This is a genomic window from Flavobacterium esculini, from assembly GCF_048284325.1.
GTDB lineage: Bacteria > Bacteroidota > Bacteroidia > Flavobacteriales > Flavobacteriaceae > Flavobacterium.
In genome coordinates, this window is record NZ_JBLVPI010000027.1 from 1 (window position 1) to 21,730 (window position 21,730).

At 34.2% G+C, this 21,730-nt stretch carries 19 protein-coding genes; 7 read left to right on the forward strand and 12 right to left on the reverse strand.

Annotation, left to right across the window (positions count from 1 at the left end):
- From ACNQGG_RS16715 to ACNQGG_RS16735, 5 genes are all read right to left on the reverse strand, one after another.
- Positions 1-1,596, reverse strand: a 1,596-nt coding sequence (locus ACNQGG_RS16715) for a SprB repeat-containing protein (protein WP_417965898.1), incomplete at its 3' end; no start/stop codon positions are given.
- A gap of 1,284 nt (positions 1,597-2,880) precedes the next feature.
- Positions 2,881-3,303, reverse strand: coding sequence for a DUF6943 family protein (locus ACNQGG_RS16720; RefSeq protein ID WP_417965900.1), 423 nt, complete (start codon positions 3,301-3,303; stop codon positions 2,881-2,883).
- 812 nt (positions 3,304-4,115) lie between these two features.
- Positions 4,116-4,244 (reverse strand): hypothetical protein, encoded by a 129-nt coding sequence (locus tag ACNQGG_RS16725; RefSeq protein ID WP_417965902.1) that lies wholly within the window; start codon positions 4,242-4,244, stop codon positions 4,116-4,118.
- Positions 4,245-4,333: 89 nt separating this feature from the next.
- Positions 4,334-4,786 (reverse strand): PA2169 family four-helix-bundle protein, encoded by a 453-nt coding sequence (locus tag ACNQGG_RS16730; RefSeq protein ID WP_417965904.1) that lies wholly within the window; start codon positions 4,784-4,786, stop codon positions 4,334-4,336.
- Between the two features lie 321 nt (positions 4,787-5,107).
- The gene (locus ACNQGG_RS16735) at positions 5,108-6,688 is read right to left on the reverse strand and encodes an FAD-dependent oxidoreductase (RefSeq protein ID WP_417965905.1); all 1,581 of its coding nucleotides are present in this window, start codon (positions 6,686-6,688) and stop codon (positions 5,108-5,110) included.
- Between the two features lie 303 nt (positions 6,689-6,991).
- On the opposite strand from ACNQGG_RS16735, the gene ACNQGG_RS16740 reads away from it, so the two are divergent.
- Together ACNQGG_RS16740 and ACNQGG_RS16745 are read left to right on the forward strand one after the other, a co-directional pair.
- Entirely contained in the window at positions 6,992-7,840 is an 849-nt protein-coding gene (locus ACNQGG_RS16740) for an SDR family oxidoreductase (protein WP_417965907.1), read from the forward strand.
- A 521-nt stretch (positions 7,841-8,361) separates the two neighbouring features.
- Positions 8,362-8,520, forward strand: coding sequence for a lmo0937 family membrane protein (locus ACNQGG_RS16745; RefSeq protein WP_417965909.1), 159 nt, complete (start codon positions 8,362-8,364; stop codon positions 8,518-8,520).
- 392 nt (positions 8,521-8,912) lie between these two features.
- Here the strand turns inward: ACNQGG_RS16745 and ACNQGG_RS16750 are convergent, their stop codons facing one another.
- From ACNQGG_RS16750 to ACNQGG_RS16770, 5 genes are all read right to left on the reverse strand, one after another.
- Positions 8,913-10,163, reverse strand: coding sequence for a hypothetical protein (locus tag ACNQGG_RS16750; RefSeq protein WP_417965911.1), 1,251 nt, complete (start codon positions 10,161-10,163; stop codon positions 8,913-8,915).
- A gap of 26 nt (positions 10,164-10,189) precedes the next feature.
- Positions 10,190-11,308: a glycosyltransferase gene (locus ACNQGG_RS16755; RefSeq protein ID WP_417965913.1), complete on the reverse strand. Its 1,119-nt coding sequence runs from the start codon at positions 11,306-11,308 to the stop codon at positions 10,190-10,192.
- A gap of 392 nt (positions 11,309-11,700) precedes the next feature.
- Positions 11,701-12,153 (reverse strand): YbhB/YbcL family Raf kinase inhibitor-like protein, encoded by a 453-nt coding sequence (locus tag ACNQGG_RS16760; protein ID WP_417965915.1) that lies wholly within the window; start codon positions 12,151-12,153, stop codon positions 11,701-11,703.
- 821 nt (positions 12,154-12,974) lie between these two features.
- The gene (locus tag ACNQGG_RS16765; RefSeq protein WP_417965917.1) at positions 12,975-13,640 is read right to left on the reverse strand and encodes a DNA-formamidopyrimidine glycosylase family protein; all 666 of its coding nucleotides are present in this window, start codon (positions 13,638-13,640) and stop codon (positions 12,975-12,977) included.
- A 280-nt stretch (positions 13,641-13,920) separates the two neighbouring features.
- Positions 13,921-14,367, reverse strand: coding sequence for a universal stress protein (locus ACNQGG_RS16770; protein ID WP_417965919.1), 447 nt, complete (start codon positions 14,365-14,367; stop codon positions 13,921-13,923).
- A gap of 647 nt (positions 14,368-15,014) precedes the next feature.
- On the opposite strand from ACNQGG_RS16770, the gene ACNQGG_RS16775 reads away from it, so the two are divergent.
- The 5 genes from ACNQGG_RS16775 (at position 15,015) to ACNQGG_RS16795 (ending at position 20,735) form a co-directional block, all read left to right on the forward strand.
- The gene (locus ACNQGG_RS16775; RefSeq protein ID WP_417965921.1) at positions 15,015-15,224 is read left to right on the forward strand and encodes a hypothetical protein; all 210 of its coding nucleotides are present in this window, start codon (positions 15,015-15,017) and stop codon (positions 15,222-15,224) included.
- Between the two features lie 616 nt (positions 15,225-15,840).
- Positions 15,841-16,290: a response regulator gene (locus ACNQGG_RS16780; RefSeq protein WP_417965923.1), complete on the forward strand. Its 450-nt coding sequence runs from the start codon at positions 15,841-15,843 to the stop codon at positions 16,288-16,290.
- Positions 16,291-17,112: 822 nt separating this feature from the next.
- Positions 17,113-17,733, forward strand: coding sequence for a YciE/YciF ferroxidase family protein (locus tag ACNQGG_RS16785; protein WP_417965925.1), 621 nt, complete (start codon positions 17,113-17,115; stop codon positions 17,731-17,733).
- Between the two features lie 280 nt (positions 17,734-18,013).
- A complete protein-coding gene (locus ACNQGG_RS16790; RefSeq protein ID WP_417965927.1) occupies positions 18,014-20,158 on the forward strand; it encodes a catalase in 2,145 nt (714 codons plus the stop codon).
- 13 nt (positions 20,159-20,171) lie between these two features.
- Positions 20,172-20,735, forward strand: a complete 564-nt coding sequence (locus ACNQGG_RS16795) for a YciE/YciF ferroxidase family protein (protein WP_417965929.1) — start codon at positions 20,172-20,174, stop codon at positions 20,733-20,735.
- A gap of 261 nt (positions 20,736-20,996) precedes the next feature.
- Here ACNQGG_RS16795 and ACNQGG_RS16800 read toward each other — a convergent pair whose 3' ends face one another.
- Together ACNQGG_RS16800 and ACNQGG_RS16805 are read right to left on the reverse strand one after the other, a co-directional pair.
- The gene (locus ACNQGG_RS16800) at positions 20,997-21,302 is read right to left on the reverse strand and encodes a hypothetical protein (protein WP_417965931.1); all 306 of its coding nucleotides are present in this window, start codon (positions 21,300-21,302) and stop codon (positions 20,997-20,999) included.
- 98 nt (positions 21,303-21,400) lie between these two features.
- Positions 21,401-21,604 (reverse strand): type I restriction enzyme endonuclease domain-containing protein, encoded by a 204-nt coding sequence (locus ACNQGG_RS16805; protein WP_470303375.1) that lies wholly within the window; start codon positions 21,602-21,604, stop codon positions 21,401-21,403.
- Positions 21,605-21,730 lie beyond the last annotated feature (126 nt).

A 21,730-nucleotide genomic window follows, 5' to 3' on the forward strand; every position in this document is an offset into this window, starting at 1 on the left:
GGTAAGGCCTGCATATACTTTTGGAGAGGCTTGAGCCAAGAATCCTGCGCCATTGAAGTTCACCATATAAGGGCCGGTTCCACCGCTGAATGTCACCGTTACGGAACCATCGGTTCCTCCGTTACATTTCACGTCGGCATGGGCATCAGTGGCTACAATAAGAGTCGGTTGGGTGAGTGTAACCGTACCTTTCAAGATACAGTTATTCGCATCTTTTACCGCCCATAGATAACTTCCGGTGGTAAGTCCACTAAATACATTGGATGATTGGTAAGTTAATCCGTCATTTTTTGAATACGTCAGCGTGCCTGTTCCCCCTGAAGCTGTGATAGTGATAGAACCATCGGTTCCGCCATTACATTTGGGATTTACTAGAGCCGTTGATGATACCACTATAGGTGGTGGTTCAGCCAGAACTACAGAACCGGTTGATATACACCCTTTAGAATTTTTTACTTCCCAATGATAAGTACCTGCTTTAACATTACTAAGATCCTCCGTGATTGCTGTAAAATTATTTGGACCTGTCCATGAATAAGTATAAGGAGCAAGACCTCCCGTTACAGTAAGATTTATTGAACCAAATCCTCCATTGCAAGCTGGACTAGTAGCAACTGCCACTGCTTTTGGATTTGAGTCAACTGTAAATTGGATAGGAGCTCCTGGAAAATCTTTCAATTCGGATTGTTGTGAATTTCCAGAAGATCTCGTTCTAATAAATAATGTGCTGAGTGAAAAGCAAGGATCTTTTGCAGCGGTGAACACTTGACTGAGATTGATAGCACCCTCAGCCCATTGATTCACGCCATAATCACCTCCAACACCGGTACCATTGGGATCGCTACCATATACATCAAAGGGTACATGGGTAGGTGAGGTATTATTAGTAATGAAAATTCTGCCAAGAAACTCTGAGTTGGGATGAATTACATATTCATAACCACCTCCTGCTATAGCTGTCCATACTCGAATTACTGCATTTGCATCACCCCCTCCATTGGTAAACTCGATAGTGATCAGGATGTCTCCGACTGTACGACCACCATCAGTACCTAAAGAAGTAAAGCTTCCGCTACCTCCAGTGATATTTCCAGTAGCGTCAGTCGTTGCACCAGTTATAGTCAATGATTTCTGTAAAAATTCGAAATCAATATAACTACTACCAGTAGTAACCTGACGATCACCGGCAAATAAACACCATAAATCCGTTGCTAATCCTCCCAAAGCCGGATCACCATAACTAAAATGAGCACCCGCATTTTCGATTTCATTTTTGTTGGGTGAATTCCCTGGACCCCAAGTATAAGTATTAGGATTGTCATTAATTTTATTGGATTGAGTAAAAATACTTAAATCGTTTATATACCTATCCTGCAGAAAAAAAGTTTGGCCCGGATAAAGTAGCTCCCCTGTGAATGGGTTAATCACACCGTGACCGTCAACGCCAGGGTGCTGCGAGTCAAACAAGTCACCTACATTTTCATATCCGGCAGGTGAATGAGCATAAGCATCGCCATCAACTCCAGAACCGCTTTTAGGCGATATTACAGGTACAATGCCTTTAATAGACCCCTGTGCGTTAGTATTACTTGTCATTAAAATTGTCACCAATAAAAGTGACACAGTATGCCATTGATGCCAATAATGACAACATAATCTCGACAGGTAATCTTTAGAATTTCTCTTATTAAATTTTATTAAATTTAATTTAGAAATAGTGTTTTTCGTTAAAAAGCAACATATTATTTTGTTGTATAAGAAATCGAAAAACTTGAAAAATGTATTCTTTTTCATAATAATAGTATTTTAACACCATACATTTTATTTAATAGGAAGTTTACAGATTGAGGGTAAATACACATCTTCAGATAAAATCATGAAGTCAACCATCATCAAAAGAATATTTTTATCAGGACAATAAAAATATCTTTATCAGTTACCAAAATCGATTTGTAAAAATTTATTAGATTAATTTCAAAACGATTAAATTAATATAGGTAAAAAGGTTATTACTGGAAGGTTACACATTGGGGAAATGTATCTAACCGCTATTAAATCTTCTTCAATTTAAATAATTGAAGCGAACCCTCAAACTTAGGGATATAAAATGTGGGGAACCAAATCTATCTCCTAATACAAACCTAAGTCGTCTAAAAAACAACTTAATACTTTTCTTGCCAAAGTTAGGTATTACATCATAAAAGAAAAAAAGAGAGAGATGTAAACAAGACAACATTCCATTATTCTCGACAAAGAACATACTTCGCTAAGAAAAGCTTTATAGTAATGAAATATTAACAATAAATTAGTGGTTAATTATTTGATTATTAATTAATTAGTAATTTTATTACATAGATTATGTTAATGATAAAATTATGTTAATGGTAATAAATCATTATTACACTTTAATCATTTTATTGGATTTATATTGATTTTTAGATGACAAATTTTCGGAATTATTGATAATCTTAAATTATTAAAAATGATTCTTTTTTTTTTAAGTTTTCGAAATATCATAAGAATTGAAAAATAATAATTTTAACACGTTGGGTGCGGAGAGCACTTGAATGGTCGGTATTCAGAATATATTGTGTTAGTTCGGAATAAACATGTTGTGGTTCATTGTTGGATTCCATGCTTGATGTTGACAAAGGAAAAATAACAAATGAAATTTTTCATGAAGTTTCTGTGCATATTCCAATAACATTGATCATCTAATTCCAATTTATAATGACCATTGACTTCTAATGTATTTTATTACTAATAATTCAATCGCAATATTTTGATTTTCAGCGTGATAAAATTGTGTTTAAAAATGTGTTGGTTGTGATCCAATTACATTCATGCTCATTTCATAATGTTGGTTTTAAGGTTTTAAAATTATTTCTTGCAGTAACGATGTAAAATAACCGTTCTCATATCGTTTATTAAGTTGATGTTTTGATGAAATTGCTCTTCTTTGAGTTCTAATAACCTCAAGGCCTGTACATCTTTCTGATGGCTTTCAAAATCTAACAGCATTTCATTGACTTTTGTGGAGAAATTTCCTTTGAAATACTGTATTCTTAAAAATGGAATTACCGAACCAGACAAAAACTGGTGCCAGAATTTTGCTTTCCAAAGACTATAGGCTAGCCAATAAACCGTTTCGGCATCTTCTTCGTTTTGAAATAGGATGACAAAGCTATTGGTAAACGGTACTTTTGGAGGCTTGCCACTGTTCATCCCTTTGTTGAGTATGAAGATTTGGTTTGCTTTGTAAACTGCATTTTTTTGGTGCGTTTTAATGATGAAATTCGGCATGGTGTATTGATGTTAAAGATTCGACCTTAATTTTTTGAAAAGAAAAAAGAGAAAAAAAGAAAGCCGTTTTAACAGCAGAAATGACGAACGAAAATGGAGGAAGGAACGACCGACTGAAAGTGAGGAATGGATGGTATGTTTGCTGCGTTTTTTTTCTCTTTCTTTTCAGGAAATTGCACGATTGTTCTTGTGAGTTCTTTTGTGAATGTTCTTATGGAAACTGCAATTAACACCCCCAAGCACCGCAGAAAATGATGATTGTAGTGATAGCGGAAATTATTATTATTCGAGGAGTGCAGTGGCGGGGTTGCGGCAATCGAACAGCCACCTGAAGCCGAGAATTGCAGCTGGCGAGGAACGAGACGCAAAATGGAGGAGTAAGAGCGTGAAACGGCGGGGAGAAATAAAAGAGAGCCAGAGGAGTTCCTTGATTTAGGGCAAAGTGCTAACTTAGCCAACCCCGATAGCTCTGCGAAGGAGCAACCGCTGAAAAAACAAGGGGCGACAGACACGATACTGCTGGAATGCAGTGGAACGTAGCCTGCGGAGCGTAACGGAATGAAGCGGTATTGTGGATGTACTAGCCCCGCCGAACGTAGGGTAGAGAACGTGTGAAGATGAGGAACGAAGCGACGCAATAAAAATAGCTGCTTATTTTCAAGCTGCTATTTTTATTGTGCTGCGTAGTGTCTGCGGAATGGAAGGAAGAGGCTTTTGTTGCTGACGACTGACTGGAGCTGCCGAACGGAACAAAGGGAACGACCGAAGAGAGACCGCTTGATTGCCCGGATTGTTTGTAACGTAAATGTGTTTTATATTTTATCTATTCTTGATTTCAATTTTTGTATTTCCTCACTTTCTTTCTTTGGGACTATTTTTACATAACTTTCTTGAGTGATTATCCTATTGGAATGGCCTAATAATTCTGAAACGATTTCCATTGGAACAACATGATATTAAAAATAATTAGTGGCAGGAGATAAACACATCTCTTGCCACTAACAGACCTTATTTTATAAAATTAATAATGCTAGGACGAAATATCTCGTAAGTTTTTTACCTTGTCGTGATCCGCTTTTATTAATTTATATTGTGCTTCTAGCATTTCACGTTGTTCAGAAGTTAGATCTTCAATATCATCTTTTAATGCTTTTTCATAGGTATTTACAGCAACATCCTCACCATACTCGCATGAATTGAGTATTGCTTTACGATCCTTGCCGGTTAATGCGGCTTTAACATCCATCCAAACTCTAAAAAACTTACCTGTTGTTCTCGTTCCTTCAATTGGTTCTCCCCCCAATTTTTGGACTTCGCTAACTAATTCCATCTTACAATTTTGACTGGTTTTCATTAGTTGAGAGAATAAAGCTTTTAAATCGGATTCTTCAGTCTCTTCTGAAGCGGTTTCGTACCCTTCAATTCTGTCATTGTTGATTTCGATGAGTGTGTTTAATACGTCAATTGATTTTTCCTGATCCATTTTATTTGTTTTTAATTGTTTAAGAATAATTATTATTTACTAGAAAATTTTTAAATTTCAGATTCAAGTTCTATATTTTATTCAAATTGTTCCGTAGAATAATTCATCCTGTCCGGAAACCTTGCCACGTTTTTCTCACTCCGCACTGTTTGAAAAAAAAAACACCTCATTTATGGAGTTTCGACAGATTTGTGATCCATGGTGACAGCTCTTCCCCGATTGTCTATCAATTTTGTTTTTCTATTTCATTTTTTGCTATAGTAAAGGGAGTTTGTAAATCATTTGAAATATTTCTTAACTTTTAAGTTTTTGGTGCATTGTTCATATTTTTTTTAAATCGGAAATTGAAGGTCCATTTATTACTTTACCTTCATTGGTAAAACGGGAGCCGTGCAAAGGACAATCGAATGTTTTTTCGTCGGCATTCCATTGTAGTATCCCTCCTAGATGCGGGCAAACCGCCGAGAAGGCATGAAGATTATTCTGCGGGTCCCTATATGCAGCGATTTTTTTTAATCCAACTGAAATAATTCCACCGTCACCCAGTTTTAAATCGTCTATTTTTTTTATATGTTCTGGAGTAATCCAGTCTCCGAATTGGGCTACCATGTTTCCAACTTCGTGTAGGTAATCAGCGGTAGTATTTAGGGTAATGCGTGATGGGCTGTATATTTTAATCCAAGGATTTTCTTTTCCCATAATTATGTCGGAGATAATCATTCCGCCAAGTGTCCCGTGTGTCATTCCATTACCAGAATGACCTGTTATAATGTAAATGTTTTCGTCAGCTGGATTCTTGCCAATATATGCCAATGAATCAATCGGTTCCAGTACCTGACCAGACCATTTGAATTCAATAGCCTCAATAGCTGGAAAACGTTTTTTTGTCCATTTTTCCAGTTTAGCATAACGCTCTTCCTCTTTAATCCTTTCATCATCTGCCTGTCCTGTGCGATGGTCTTCACCGCCAGCAATCAGCATGTCATATTGTTCATCAAGTTCTTCTAAACGAACATAATGATAGGGCTTTACGATCCATTTTGAGTTAGCATCACCAGTGTCCCACCACAGCGCATAAGGAAGTATTCCTTTAGGGACTTTGGCTGCTATAACATAGGTACGATATGGCCATTGTTTAGTATGCATCATTACCCAGTCATTGATTGGAGCATTGGTTGCAACTACAATGTGATTTGCTTTTATTTTAAAACCGTTTGCAATAGCACCCACGGTCGTAATATTGGCTGCTTTTGTTTGTGTATAGATTTCTCCACCCAATTTTATAAAGGCGCTAGCTAATCCTTTAAGATAAAGAAGTATATGAAACTGGGCCTGATCAGCAAATTTGAGGCACCACTTTCCTTTTTCACCTACAACAGACGGAACAGAGTTTAGGAGCTCAGTACTAAGTCCGGCGCGTTTTGTAGCTTCATATTCTTTCTCTAAGGTTTCCTTCGTATCAGAAGGGTGTAAAAACAAATAGCCATCCACTCTTTTAAAATGACAATTAATTTTATGATGTTTAACCGTATTTGCTATCCATTCAACAGCAGCCATATGACTAGTGGCTGCTAATTTTGCAGTTTGTACATCGAAAGTTTTTTCCAATTCAAAATAATGATTGTCAAGTGCACAGGTAATATGAGCAGTAGTTCTTCCAGTTTCGCCGCTTCCAATATATCCGTCCTCGACTAAAATTACTTTACGTCCTTCCTTTGCAAGACAGTAAGCGGTGGTCAGCCCTGCGATACCACCTCCTATAACTAAAATATCAGTATCAGTATTGTGGGTTAATTTCTCAAAAGTAAGTGGCTTTATTGCTGATGAAAACCAATAAGAAAGATTTTCTCCCGAGGTTTTAGTGCCATTTTCTGATTCAGAAGTATTTTCCGGAGTTTTCATTTGAGACTTTTTTAGTGGTGGATTTCTCGTATGCTCATTTCAATTTCCTTTTCGTTTTTTGGGAAAATAAATTTACAAAATAAATTTAATAGAATAAACCGTTGAATGAAATAATTTTAAATAAAAAAAATAATTAAATTTTTGTTAATACATTGAAATTCAGGATATTTAAGGTGTAAAATGATCTGTATATGTGTAGGGGTAATTCATGTAGACGGAAAGCCAAAAATGATAAATAGTAAGGTTTTCGCTTTGAGTTTGCCTCTTGCGTTTTAGTTAACAACTATTTCAAATTATAATCTCATGGCTAAACCAAAGAAATTTCCGGAGCAAAGTCAAGATGCGCCCGGACTGGAGTTTAAAATGCGTCCGCAACCCGAAATTATAAATACAAATTATAAAGGAAGCGGAAAACTGGAAGGTAAAATTGCTCTGATTACAGGTGGTGACAGCGGGATAGGCAGGAGTGTTGCCGTGCATTTCGCTAGGGAAGGCGCAAACGTGATCATTATTTACTTTAAGGAGGAAGTTGATGCGTTGAAAACTAAAGAACTGGTGGAAAGTGAAAACAGAGTATGTTATCTTATTAAGGGCGATTTGAAACAGGAGAAATTCTGTAAAAGCTGTATTGATAAAAGCATTAAAAAATTTGGAAGTCTTAATATTATTGTTAATAATGCTGCTTTTCAGATATCTAAAAATAGAATTGAGGAAATTACAAAAAAGCAATTGTTTGAAACCTTTGAAACTAATATTTATTCCTTTTTCTTTATTGTAAAAGAAGCTATGCCCTATTTAAAAAAAGGGGACAGTATAATAAATACCACTTCTGTAACTGCCTATAGGGGCAGTGAACATCTTCTAGATTATTCGTGTACCAAAGGAGCAATTGTCACCTTCACACGTTCGCTGGCGACAATGCTCGCTAAAAAAGGAATACGGGTGAATGGTGTTGCTCCCGGACCAATTTGGACACCTCTAATCGTTTCCACTCATAAAAAAATTAGCGATTTTGGGCAGGATACTCCCATGGGGAGAGCTGGACAACCTTCGGAAGTGGGTCCTGCCTATGTTTTTTTGGCCAGTGCCGACAGCAGTTATATTACCGGCCAGATTATCCATATTAACGGAGGGGAGATAGTTGGCGGTTAAAATGGAATGTGACTTAGATAACTTTTTGCAAGTCATATATTAGATTTATCAATGGTAGAAATACATACTTAATTAGTACAGTTCTTACTGGAATAATTTGCAGTATAATTTCTAATAAAAAGCCTTTTTGTTTTAATTAAGTAATAATGAATAATTAAGTAATAATGAATAATTAAGTAATAATGAATAATTAAGTACTTTGTGTATATGAAATTTAATAAATAATTTAAAAAAATAAATTATGATAAAAAAAATAATTAGAATTTAAAAAGTCACTTTTAGAGTTACTATGCCCAACGTTACTGTCGTAATAATATGGGCACAAATCGACATAAAAACCCTAAAGAAATGCCAAAGAATATAATAATGGCAAAAGAACAGTTAGGGAGTATGCTGGGTACTAATTGGTGGTATTGAAGTTGAAGTATGAAAACCAGCCAATTTGCCTTATCAAGAAATGTTTTGATACCGTATGGTGTTATAAACTAAGAAAAGAATGGACTTTTAAAAAATAAATTAAAATGGGAAATTTACTCTATACAATTGCTGTAGTATTAATTATAATATGGGCAATCGGTTTTTTTGGTGGATTTGTTTCAGGTGGGTTAATACATATTTTATTGGTGATTGCTGTAATTGCAATTATCTTAAGGCTTATCCAAGGGAGACCACCTTTGTAAAATCATGTAGTAGAACAATGATTATGTTTAGTGATAATTAATTGATTTATCAATTTTTACATTGATTGCTATTTCAATAATAGTGCACAATATAAATGGTACTAATTTAACAAAGTAGTATTTTTTTGTCACTATCTTTTTGGTCACGGATGAAAAATCGCCCCATTTTTATATGGTTTCAACTTCGCTATTTCACTCTGCTAAAAAGTATTTATTTAAAAAGTATTCTCTGTTTTTTAGTCTTATTATTACTTTGAAAATGGGAAATCTTATTAATAAAATCACTAACATTTGATTTAATCGTTCTTTAAATATAAAATGCCGCTCCGTATTTAACGGTTGCGGCATTAAAAAAAATCTAAAAAAGTCTTAATGTTTTTTGCTATAACACATTATATAAATTGATTTTTTCTATTCATTTTCAAATAAAACTCCATTTGATTTTTAACACTTTTGGAATGTTTAGATCTTTTTTTGAATGCTTTTTTAACGGTCAGCCTTGCCATTAAATAACTTACTGTTGATTCTGCTCCTTGATTCAAATTGATGTAGGTGTCCTCCAGTCCATCATAGCATCCGCCGGTACACGGATTGTAAATAATTTGCTTTAAATGATTGTTCCCTAAAAACCAACTGAAAGCAATTTCCATTTTTTGTAAATAGTCCTCTTCTTTAAAGGCATCATAGAATTTGCTTAACGCCAAAATGGTATAGGCAACATCTATTGGCTGTTCGCCCCCTATTGGTGTTGAGACAGACTCTTTTTCTTTATATAACCATCCTTTATTAGAAATTACATTTATGCGATCATCTTTAAAAATTTTTGATAAAAGAAAGTCAAATGTTGATTTGGCAGTTTCTTTATATACAAGATCTCCAGTTGCCAGCCAGGCACATAATAAGGCTTCTGGCAAAATGCTGTTTCCATAAGTAAGATAGCTCTCGAACCAAGTCCATTCTTTGTCAGATTCATGTCTATACATTTGAACCAACCGGTTGGCCAGTTCTTTTATTAAAGCTAAATTTTGGTCTGATTTATTTTTTATATTGCTATAATACACGCCTTTTATTACAAATGCCATCGCTCGTGTAGAATGAATTTTATTTACATTCACCAACGCAGTATCGATTACTGCCTTGGCCCCTTTCGCTATATCTTGGGGTATCAAATCACTTATTGAGATCAAATATCCCAGTGCCCATACTGCTCTTCCATTGGAATCGGCCAGATTGGTTGTATTATTTTGTTTTGTAAAAAGGCTGTGTTCATCCACATAATTTAAAAAATAGCCTTCGGTTTGTAGACAATACTTTATAAAATCGAAATATATTTGGATGTATCCTAAATCTGTTTCGTCTTTCGTCAATTCATAATGTTGGCACATTGCAACCAAAGCTCTTGCGTTATCATCTAACGTGTAGCCAGAATTTATATCTGGTTGGTTGATATTTGAAAACTGAATCATCCCAAAAGAAGTTGTTAATTTTTTTATGTGGTTCAAATTAATTTCAGGGATCTTATAATGCAATGTTAGTGTGTTTTCTGCTACTTTTCCGAACAATAAAGCGTGAGCAATTGCAGCATTCTCCCATACAGTTGGTGCTGTTTTATGCAATCCATTGGCAGTGATTTTCTTTCTCAACTGCTCGTCTTGCAGCAAATGGTTTACTACTTTGCTAATTGCTGAACATTTCCAAAATCTACAATCATTCCAGAATCACCACACAATACTTCACAAGCATGCGGAATAGGAGTAGAGACAATAGGGCAGCCGCAACTCATAGCATAAGAAAAAGTGCCGCTGACAGCTTGGTTTGGATCTTTGGAAGTAAATAAATAAATATCAGTAAGCTGTAAATATTCCAATAGATCGGATAGGGACAAATAGCGATTTAAAAATTGTACATGATTTTGAAGTTTTAAGTCTCCAATCTTTGCTTCCAACATCAGTCGATATTTTTCTCCCTCTTCTTTTGCGACAGAGGGGTGCGTTTTTCCAATAATTAGAAAGAGTACATCATTATTTACTTTGATAATACTGGGTAATGCATCCAGCGTAGTTTCAATGCTTTTTCCAGAACCAAGTAACCCAAAAGTAGAAAGTACATTTCTACCCGTTAATTTATATTTTTCCTTCAAAAGTGCTTGATCAGAGTGAGGAACTAAATGCGTACCATGTGAAATAATGGTAATTTTTTCTGGAGCGACCCCATAATCATTTATTAGAATTTTTGCGGATGAACTGGTCATTACAATAATAGAATGAACCGATTTGGTTATTTTTTTTACATTATCTTTTAATAATTCATTAGGATTGGGCAATATGGTATGGAAAACAATGATTACCGGTTTTAGAACAGCATTTAAAAAGGCTCTAAAATCGGCCTCGTTTTTTCTAAATAAACCAAATTCATGTTGAATCAATACGAGCTGAATAGCTGTATTATCATTAATTTTGGCGGCTAAATTTTCGAAAGCATTTAAATGATCAGTATTCAGAATATATTTTATTGGTTCGGGATAAACATGTTGTTCATTTATGGATTCTAAGGGACAAATTTTTATCTTGAACGAACACTTGAATTTTTTATCCAATGCCTTAATCAAATCCTGAGAATAAGTCGCAATGCCACATTCGCGAGGAGGATAGGAAGTGATAAATAAAATTTCTGGTAAATTATCTGGATTATCAGTATTATATAAAGCATTTGGGTCAGATGAGTAACTCCTATTTTGAATTTTTACAGATACTGTATTGAATTTTTGAGGTGTGATTCTATTTCTCATATTTTTTAGTATTTAGTATTAATTCTTTCAGTATTCCGGAGAAGCTAATAAATACACAACCTCTTGGTTCATGCTCCATAATAAATGTAAATGTATCCAAATCATCCGTATCAGCTGGAAAACATAGATCATAGTTCCATCGTAGAGTTACCGTTTGTTTAACAATGGCAAAGCCCAAACATATTCTTGCTGTAATCCTTTATTTTCAGGTTATCCGTCTCTTTGCCATGTGCGGCAACCAAGGCTTCTTCCCTGCTTATGACGGTTGTTAGTGTATCCCTCCATTATTATACTTTTCTCTAAAGAAATAGCCTTATATCTTTTTGCAGCAAGAAGATTTTTCATGCATTTCGAGAATCGTTTTTGACCACGGCATAGTACTTGAGTTTAATTTATTTTTTAAAGAGACCGATGAGCCCGCCGGAGGCAAGGATATGCAGATCCATTGCTTTGAGTAGTGAAATTTTATCAGCACCTATAGGCAGATTCAATCGGGTATTGAGTGCATAAACCTTGAAATTATAATGAGATGTACCTGAAGGCGGGCAAGGTCCTAAATACTTGTTTTCACCTTTTCCGTTTTTTCCTTGGACCCCTGGAGCGCTGTTCTCTCCTATTAGGTTAATTACAGGAATATTCCACATAATCCAATGATCAAAGGTGCCAGCGGGCGCATCGGGATAATCAACGATAAGCGCCAAAGATTTTGTACCATTTGGAATGGAGCTAATGAAAAGAGCCGGATTTACATTGGCACCAACGTATGTGTATTTACCTGGAATCAGTTTATTATTTGCAAAAGCAGGGCTTTCGATTGCTAGCGGTTTATTGAGGACAATTGCCATTCATGAAAGGTTTTAGTTCTTGTTTTTATCCAAATTTCTCTTCAGTCCCCATAGCTCAGCTTGTTCTCTTTATCCTTATTGTTGGGGATGCTTTACATATAAAAGTTATTTTATTTATGATTTGTCGCCACCATTCAGTGATACCGCCCGGTTCTTATTTCGTAAAGGCTTTTAATGTTTTGCCAAATTTTTACCTTTTGATGGACTCTGCTTTGAAAAAAATTAACAAATGACACCAGATTGATGATGATATCGGCTATCTTCATGTTGAATATTCAGGGACATAATATTTATAAAAAAGATTATAGCACCTCACTAATTTCGCCATTTTTATAAAAATCACAATTCACAATAATTTTTTATTTTACAATTAAACATCTTATTATGTGTTGGTTATGAATTAATAAAAGTAATAATAAATATAATATTAAAATAATAAATTATTATAAAAGTTTATTATGAGTTAAAAATTTATTGAAGGATGAATTAAATTGATGAACTGCATTTGTTACTCAGCGATTTACCGGGGTGTAGTTGCAACTATAATATGTTCCGATTTTACTTTAAATCATTTACAATAGCATCCTCGCAGTAATATTGTTTTTCTGCTCTTGTTGTGTACTCATTTTCCTATCCAGTTTTATAAAAAAATATGGTATGTTTTAATTTAAAGAAGTAAATGAAACTATGCTTGATCAAAAAATTTACTATAACAAATGCTATCTTAGGATATAAATCCCAATAGTTAATTTTTTAGATATATAAAATCTGACATTTAGAACAAAAAAAACTTCTTCTATTCTTGATGCCCGTAACCTTTCTTATGATAGGCAGATTACATCGAAAACAATTTTTCTGTGCGTGTGAAAGCCAGTGTTTCCTGAGTTCATTTTTTTTTTTTTCCATGTTAAGAATTCAAAACTATAAATGCGGGCTTGCTCAATAATTTCATTAATTTTTGCTTCCGGGATTTGTCCAATAAGGGATTCCGGGTGGACATATACGCGGTATAATATTTCATTTTCAATTATATTTCCTACACCTGAAAAGATATGTTGTTCTAAAAGTGCATCACAGACCAGTTTATTTGGTTCTTCCCTGAGTTTTCTTTTAGCATTTTTGGGATTCCAGTTCTCATTCATAACATCTTCAGTCCAATTGTAATGTTTATTTATATCACCTTCTAAAATTTTTATGGAACAGGAGTATAAATTTAAATCACCGTTTTTGAATTTAAGATTTAATCGAACGGGTAAATCTCTTGTTTCATTTATTCGATAGGTCCCAAATAAAAGAAAATGAACACGAACAGTAAATCCTTCAAAACAAATCAGAAAATGTTTGCCCCAGCTTTTAAATGAGGTCACTCTTTGATTCTGTAGCCGGCTTTGATCAATTTTGCTGTTGCCGCTTACAGAGATAATTTTATCTCCAGCAAAATGCTGCACTTCTTCTTTTAATATAACTATACTTGGTCCTTCAGGCATCTGAATGAATGTTAAAGTGAAATTTATAAACGGTAGAATAAGTTTTTATTTAATTTATGTAATGTTTTTATTGTCAATGATATATGTCTGTAAAAAATATTCGATCAGGTCTTATGTTTATAAAAAAACAGTAGACAAATACTTTATTATTTTTTGTTAATTAACGCCCCCTCTTGGATCAGAATGAAAAGGGCCCAAAAATCAATATTAAAGAACTTAAAACAACGTAGTAGGACACAATGTAACTTTTGAAAAATTTATTTTTGTTTATTATTTAGTTTTATTTTCGTACAATCTCCACAGAACATTTTGCATGTATAGCTACCCATATTGGAATCGAACCAAGCATAAAGTCATCGACAAAAGTCTCATGACCATAAGAGGCAACGATAATTAAGTCAGTACCAAATATCTCAGCTTCTTTGAGTATTGCACTTTTTGGAGAACCTTCAATGATCTTTGTAGTTACAATTAAAGTTGTATTTTTAGAATGTAAAATTTTCACGGCATTTTCCGTCATTTTTTCTGCGGTTTTAAAAGCCTTACCATCGACTTCAGCATAATATTCACATGAAACCCCTTGAGGTTTAAGAATATTTATTGGTGAAATTTTTTCATAAACAGAAAGAACGCATACTTTAGTGTTCGATGGAAAAGATCTATTTGCAACTTCGTCAACAGCAGCTTTGCTATTAGAAGAACTGTCTATTAATAAAAGTACTTTCATTTTTTTTAATTGTTTAATTTGAAAATAATTTAAAGATTCGTTCGCTATTACATCAATTCTTTGAAACTAATTGTTGACGAAGAAAAACTATGAAAAGGGAAAACATTAGGCCTTAAAAAAGGAGGCCTTTTTAAAGGGCCTCCGATTGTAGATTTTGATTTACCATTTATCAACTCATTCTTTTCAGTATGAAATGACTATTTGAATCAGCTTTTCTTTTCAGATAGTTTTACTCAAGTGATTAATCAAAACCACACTCAAAGATATAATTTTATTTTCCCATAGTAACTGTAAATCATCGGTTTAACGAATCATTAACTCTGATTTATAGAAACCTTAAATTATAGTTGCTTTTTATTTCTGTCATTCTTTTTTCAATATTACTTTGGTTATTTTTTTCAAAAATATAGTAATGTTTAAAATAGAAAACAATTCCTGAAGGATATAAAAAATTGGTTCGTGCTGAAAAGAGTTTTAAAAATAGAATTATCTTTTTTTATTGCAAATTTTTCAAGATAAATATTTTTGCTTCATAAAGTTTAAATGCTATATTTCTCTTTGTCAATTGTTTAACATTATTATTTATCTTTACACTAACAATAATGTTTAACAAAAAACCACAAATAAGATGAAAAAGATGATTTTTTATGTATGATGATGGTGTTATCATTAATTGTGATCCGACCACAATTATTGCAGCTGAAAAAAATCCAGTTAGAGTAACAAACGATCCAAAAGAAATGCCTGAAAAGGTTAAAATCATGCTTGCCCGCTTAGATGAAATAAAAATGAACGACAAATCATCTTTGAAACGTTCAGAGAAAAAAGAAAGTTCGAAAAGAAGTTCTTGCTATTAACGCTCAATTAAAAACTGCTAGACACGGTATCTACCTATCTGTTGTTGCTATTATAATTATTATTCTTTTATTGATTCTTTTAGTATAATTAGATTTCGAGATAAAAAAAAGGAATCATTTTTATTTTATAGTAATAAAGATTGTACAAAGTGGTATTAAAGCGTCTCAAAAATGGAGTTTTTGATAATCTTAGTTCCTAATTTATAGGCGCAGAAACCCCGACAAATGTTTTTGAAAATATTATAATGGTTAACGTTAAGCGTCTGAATTTGTCACACCAAATTTGCATGTATAATTAACAATTAAAAAAAGATGCGACTATATAAATACTCTTTTTGTGCAGTATTTACAATTACTGTTTGAGATGTAGTTGTATTTCTTTTTGACTTTAATTTTCTTTAGGTTGTCTATTTGATTTGTTTTTTTTTATATTTATGCAAGCCTAAATATGTAATAATATTCTACATAAATTATGATGTAATTATTCCTTGTAGCGTTATTTTACAAGAGCAGTTAGAGTTGTTAAATATTAAATATAAGCTTTTGCCTGTTGAAAAGAATTATTGAGAAAAGAAAGTAATTGACCAATAATTAAATTAATATTTTAATTATATATATGACTTATAATCAAACTCCCTTGCAGATTTTTCTCGCTGATGATGATGATGATGAGCGCATTATTTTCAGCGAAGCTATTGAAGAGCTAAAAATGAAAAATGAACTTACATTTTTCAATGATGGAAATCACTTGCTGAGTTATTTATTTGGTCCAGATTCTAATTTGCCTGATATTTTATTTCTAGATTTAAATATGCCCTATAAAAATGGATTGGATTGCCTCAAAGAAATTAGAGCAGTTAATAGATTTAAAGATGTTTCGATCGCTATATATTCCACTTCTTCATCTGAGGAGGATATTGAAAATACTTTCATTGGAGGAGCGAATATTTATATAAAAAAGCCGAATGATTTTTCTGAAATGAAAGTAATCAAAGGTGTTTTTCAAATGAATTGGCAATATCATACTTTAGGTTTAAATAAAGAAACGTTTTTCTTTATTATATAAATCCATAACAATTTATGAAAAAAATCAAAATTATTATCGATTTATAAAAAGTAAAAATTCAAACTTATAGGCTTTTTGGACCAATTAAAAAAAAACAATTCCCTAGTTGTAAATTTTTAATGACAAATAGATATATTCAACAAATTTGAATAGTGACAAAAATACTTTTTGATTGGTTTTGCTTGCGTTTAGTACAAAAAGAATTGTAATTTTTTCTTGCTGTATATTTTCATTGATTCAAGTTAAAGAATTGGTACACCTGTTCAAATTTAAAAGCTATGTAATCTATGCGATACCTACTTTCCCTGATACAGAAATTAGCAACCCATTGTTTACTCCGGTCTTAGATTTTTAACTGGAGAATTTATTTTTGTAAGTGCGGATGATATTCAAAATCCGCTTGCCTTGTGTCAACAACAATAGATAAAGAAAACGTATCGGCTGATAAAAAAAGCGGAAGAATATTTGAATTCTGCCGCCCTCTTTACTCACCGAAAATGCTACAAAGATAAGGATGTGACCATCAACTTTACTTTCATGTGAGCAACGGTAATTAGGGAACAACTGCTCATTGCCAGCGCTATTATTAAAAGTACTGTTATTCTTGAAAATTTGTTTTGCATAATTTCCTGCTTTTTATTAGCCTACTGCATTTGAAATTTGTTTTGCAAAGTTAGCCATAATTATGGCAGTTCTGTTAGTTAAATGTTTAATACTGTGAATTTTGCAACTATTTATAAAAATTTTGTATATAACATATTTTACTATTTTTTAAATTTGTTTCTCAATGAATAACATAATTAATTTTTAAAATCAAAAGTTATGAAGACGACAAAAGACCAGCCTGCAAAAGCGGCTATGACAGCGAAAAAAACGACAGTAACAGTAGTTAAGAAACAATCCGCTGAGCCCAAAAAAGGCGTTGTAAAAGCAAAACCTGATGCAGCGAAAGACTTAAGAGATTTTTTCGAAGAGGGATTAAAAGATATTTACTGGGCAGAAAAAGCATTAACAAAAGCACTACCAAAAATGGCTAAAAATGCAACGGCTTCACAATTAATTCATGCGTTTGAGCATCATTTGAAAGAGACCGAAGAACACGTCACTCGTTTGGAAAAAGTATTTGAATCTTTGGGTCTTAAAGCGGTTGCCAAGAAATGCGATGCAATGGCAGGGCTCCTGGATGAAGCTGAAGGAATTATCGAGGAAACTAAAGTTGGGGATGTCCGCGATGCAGCGATAATTGCCGCAGCGCAAAAAGTGGAGCATTATGAGATAGCCACTTATGGGACTTTACGCGTTTACGCAGTTACCCTGGGTGAATCAAAAGCCGCCTTGCTTCTTGCGAAAACACTTGAAGAAGAGAAAAACGCTGACGTAAAGTTAACTGAAATCGCTGTGTCACATATTAATGTTGATGCTGTCCACGAAGACCGTAAATAAATAAAAGTTTTCCATCAGGGCATTTATCGTGATAAAAAGCGCCCGATCAAAGATTTGGGCGCTTGTGTTTTTAGTTTTTTATAGATTTTTATCTTGGTCAGCGAAGTCAACATGAGGCGCCTTATTTTCTCAAATATACCCTGCCGACGATACCGCTTTCTTAATAAACGTAATCTTATTTTATGTTCGCTAAAAAGATACATATACACAATAGCTCTTTTTAATTAAGATTAATTACTGTGGCAACTTCAAAATATTTTAACTAATTAAATTTTATTACATGAAAAATTTACAGGATGAAAAACAGCGGGATTTGTCCATAAACAAATCAGACGGAACAAATAAGTTCCTGACTACCGATCAGGGTGTACGCATCAATGATGATAATAATTCACTTAAAGCTGGCGAAAGAGGTCCTTCGCTGCTGGAAGATTTTATCTTAAGAGAAAAAATTACACATTTTGACCATGAACGGATTCCGGAAAGAATTGTTCATGCACGTGGTTCCGGAGCACATGGTTTCTTTGAAGTCACCAACCCGATACCTGAATTAACAAAAGCCGGATTCCTGAAAGAAACCGGATTGAAAACGCCGGTTTTTGCACGATTTTCGACAGTAGCGGGTTCACGAGGTTCTACCGACCTTGCCAGAGATGTTAGAGGATTTGCAGTAAAGTTTTATACGCAGGAAGGTATCTATGATTTGGTTGGAAACAATATTCCTATATTTTTTATTCAGGATGCTTCAAAATTCCCCGATCTTGTTCATGCAGTAAAACCAGAACCTCATAATGAAATGCCACAGGCGGGATCTGCACACGATACCTTTTGGGATTTTATCTCTCTGATGCCAGAATCTATGCATATGATTATGTGGGTAATGTCTGACCGTGCCATTCCGAGAAGTTTCCGTATGATGGAAGGATTTGGAGTGCATACTTTCAGATTGATTAATGCAGCAGGCGAATCCACTTTTGTAAAATTCCACTGGAAACCTAAATTAGGAACTCATGCAGTGGTATGGGATGAAGCACAAAAAATTTCAGGAAAGAACCCTGATTTCCACAGACAGGATTTATGGGAAGCTATCGAAACCGGGAATTTTCCGGAATGGGAATTAGGCGTACAAATAATTCCTGTAGAAGATGAAAATAAATATGAATTTGATTTACTGGATCCTACGAAACTTGTTCCCGAAGAATTGGTACCTGTTACTATAGTGGGAAGAATGGTACTGAACAAGAATCCTGATAATTTCTTTGCCGAAACGGAACAAATTGCTTTTCATCCGGGACATGTTGTGCCGGGAATTGATTTCTCAAATGATCCATTGCTTCAGGGTAGATTGTTTTCTTATACAGATACACAGCTTTCCAGATTAGGCAGTCCTAATTTCCATGAAATACCTATTAATAGAAGTATCGCACCTATTCATAACAATCAACGTGACGGACATATGCGTCAGGAAATTAATACAGGCCGCGTAAGTTATCATCCTAATTCTCTGGGAGGCGGATGCCCGTACCAGGCTCAAATTAGCGAAGGTGGATTTTCAAGTTTCAACGAACGTGTGGATGCGCATAAAGTAAGAGAAAGAAGCGAAAGCTTTGCAGATCATTTTGGTCAGGCAAAATTATTCTTTAACAGTCAGACACCAACAGAAAAAAGCCATATCGTTAAAGCACTTCGCTTTGAACTTGGTAAGGTTGAGACTACTGCTATCAGGGTGAGAATGCTGGGACTTTTGTCTCAGGTTGATTTGCAACTGGCCGAAAAAGTCGCCATTGGTCTTGGTGCTATTGTGCCGCCTGTTATTGAAAAACCTTTAAACAAAGGGGTGTCGCCTGAAAATGAAATATCCGGAAAACATGAATCTCAAACTGTGGAGTCATCAGTTGAATCTTCTGATGCACTTTCAATGCTTAACAACCCAACCAATTCACCTACTATCGCTTCCCGAAAGGTCGCTATTATTTGTGCCGATGGAGTTTCAGAAGCAGCTGTTAAGAACATGAAAAATGCACTTTTAAAAGAAGATGCTAAAGGTTTTGTAATCTCATTACACCTTGGGTCAGTCCTTACCGACTCTGCTGGGGAAATAGGTGTTGACTTCAGTTTTCTGACTGCATCATCAGTTCTTTTTGATGCGGTGTACATTCCACACGGACTAGGATTTAATACCTTGGCTAAAAATGATGATGTAATGGAATTCCTGAACGATGCCTACAAACATTGTAAGGTTATTGGTGCTGATGGTGAAGGAACAGAATTGATAAATTTAGCACCATTTGCTATGAAAATAAGCAATGATGATGAAGGAATCCTGTTAACTAGTGATGTTGCATCTGAAACTTTTGCACAAAATTTCATAACCGCTATGGGCGAGCATCGTTTTTGGGAACGTGAAACAAACTTATACAATTAAAAAATAAAAATATATGAAAAATTCAGAACAACCTATGGAAAGTGACGCGAGTGCCAAAGACAAAAATATCGTGTCACCGTCAGCTGATGCTGCTTCAAGTTTAAGAGACTTTTTTATTGACAGCCTTAAAGATATTTACTGGGCAGAAAACGCATTAGTCGGCGCCTTGCCTAAAATGGCTGCAAACGCTACATCGGGCAGTCTTACAAGTGCTATTTTAGAGCATTTAGCCATAACAGAAAATCAGGTGACAAGACTGGAAAAAGTTTTCGAGCTACTTGGCGAAAAAGCGGAAGGAAAAAAATGCGAGGCTATGGCCGGATTACTAAAAGAAGGCGACAGTATTCTTGAAGAAACAGAGCCTGGAGCTGTAAGAGATGCAGGTATCATTGCGGCTTCCCAAAAAATAGAACACTATGAAATTGCATCATATGGTACCTTATCCGCCTTTGCTAAAACACTTGGCGAAAATGATGCTGCAAAGTTATTGACACAAACCCTTGCTGAAGAAAAAGAGGCCGATTGTCTACTCAATGATGTGGCACTAAATCTCGTCAACATTTTAGCAGCTGAATAAGAATTCTTATTGTTCAAAAAAAGCATTATTATTGATTCTACTTATTTACTTAAAACATCTGTACAATGTGCAGATGTTTTTGCATTCATAACTATTTATCACCTTTCCGCCATTAATAGTTAATTCCAGCAGGACACTGATTCTTGGTACAATGCCTGGCGAAGAGTATTGCCAACAGTATTAAATAAATTATAAAAATTAGTGATACTAATAATGGTATCGGCTTTGACAAAGAGTAAGAAACTAAAATTTTTAATCCCTCTAAAGACTGCAAAATTGAATATGAAGAGTTTTTTCAGTCCATAAGGGAATACAAGATTTTTCGGATATCATTACGCACTTGAGAGTAAACAAAGAGTTTTTGGAGTCTATGCCTTTATTAGTGTTTCCTACATAATTATAATCAATATTTTTAAATAGTGCAAAACTTTCAACTTGTATAAAATGAGTTCTTGAAAACATGTATTTATAATTTCCAGGACTTTCCTTACCTGCAAAATATTGATTGGCATAACTTTGATTGTAGTCTAGATTGGTTTGTTTAAAAACAATTCTTAATTTGGGCATGGTATTATAATTTATTCATTACTCCCTCGAAAGTAGATTGGATATGTAAAAATCTAAACCGCTTCATGGAGCCTAGTAAATATTTATAGATACTAATTTCAGGCTTTATACTTCTTAAAATTCTCTGCTTGTTCAAAGATTTCTTTATACACTTCGTCTCGATCAACTGGTGGATACCCATTGTCGGCCAATAAAATGATCAAACCTACTTTCAATTCAGCTTTGATGTCCTCTCGTTTACTCCAGTCGGTATATTTAGCTTTGTCATCAACCACTTCTTTGACTTTTTGTGCAAGAATAATAAGCTTGTCTGGAAAAACCGGTCAAATTGACCACCACTTTCCAGTGTAAATTGACCACCAGTTCCAGAGCAAACTGACCACCACTTTCCAGTTCAAATTGACCACCTAATTTCGGGGTAAATTGAT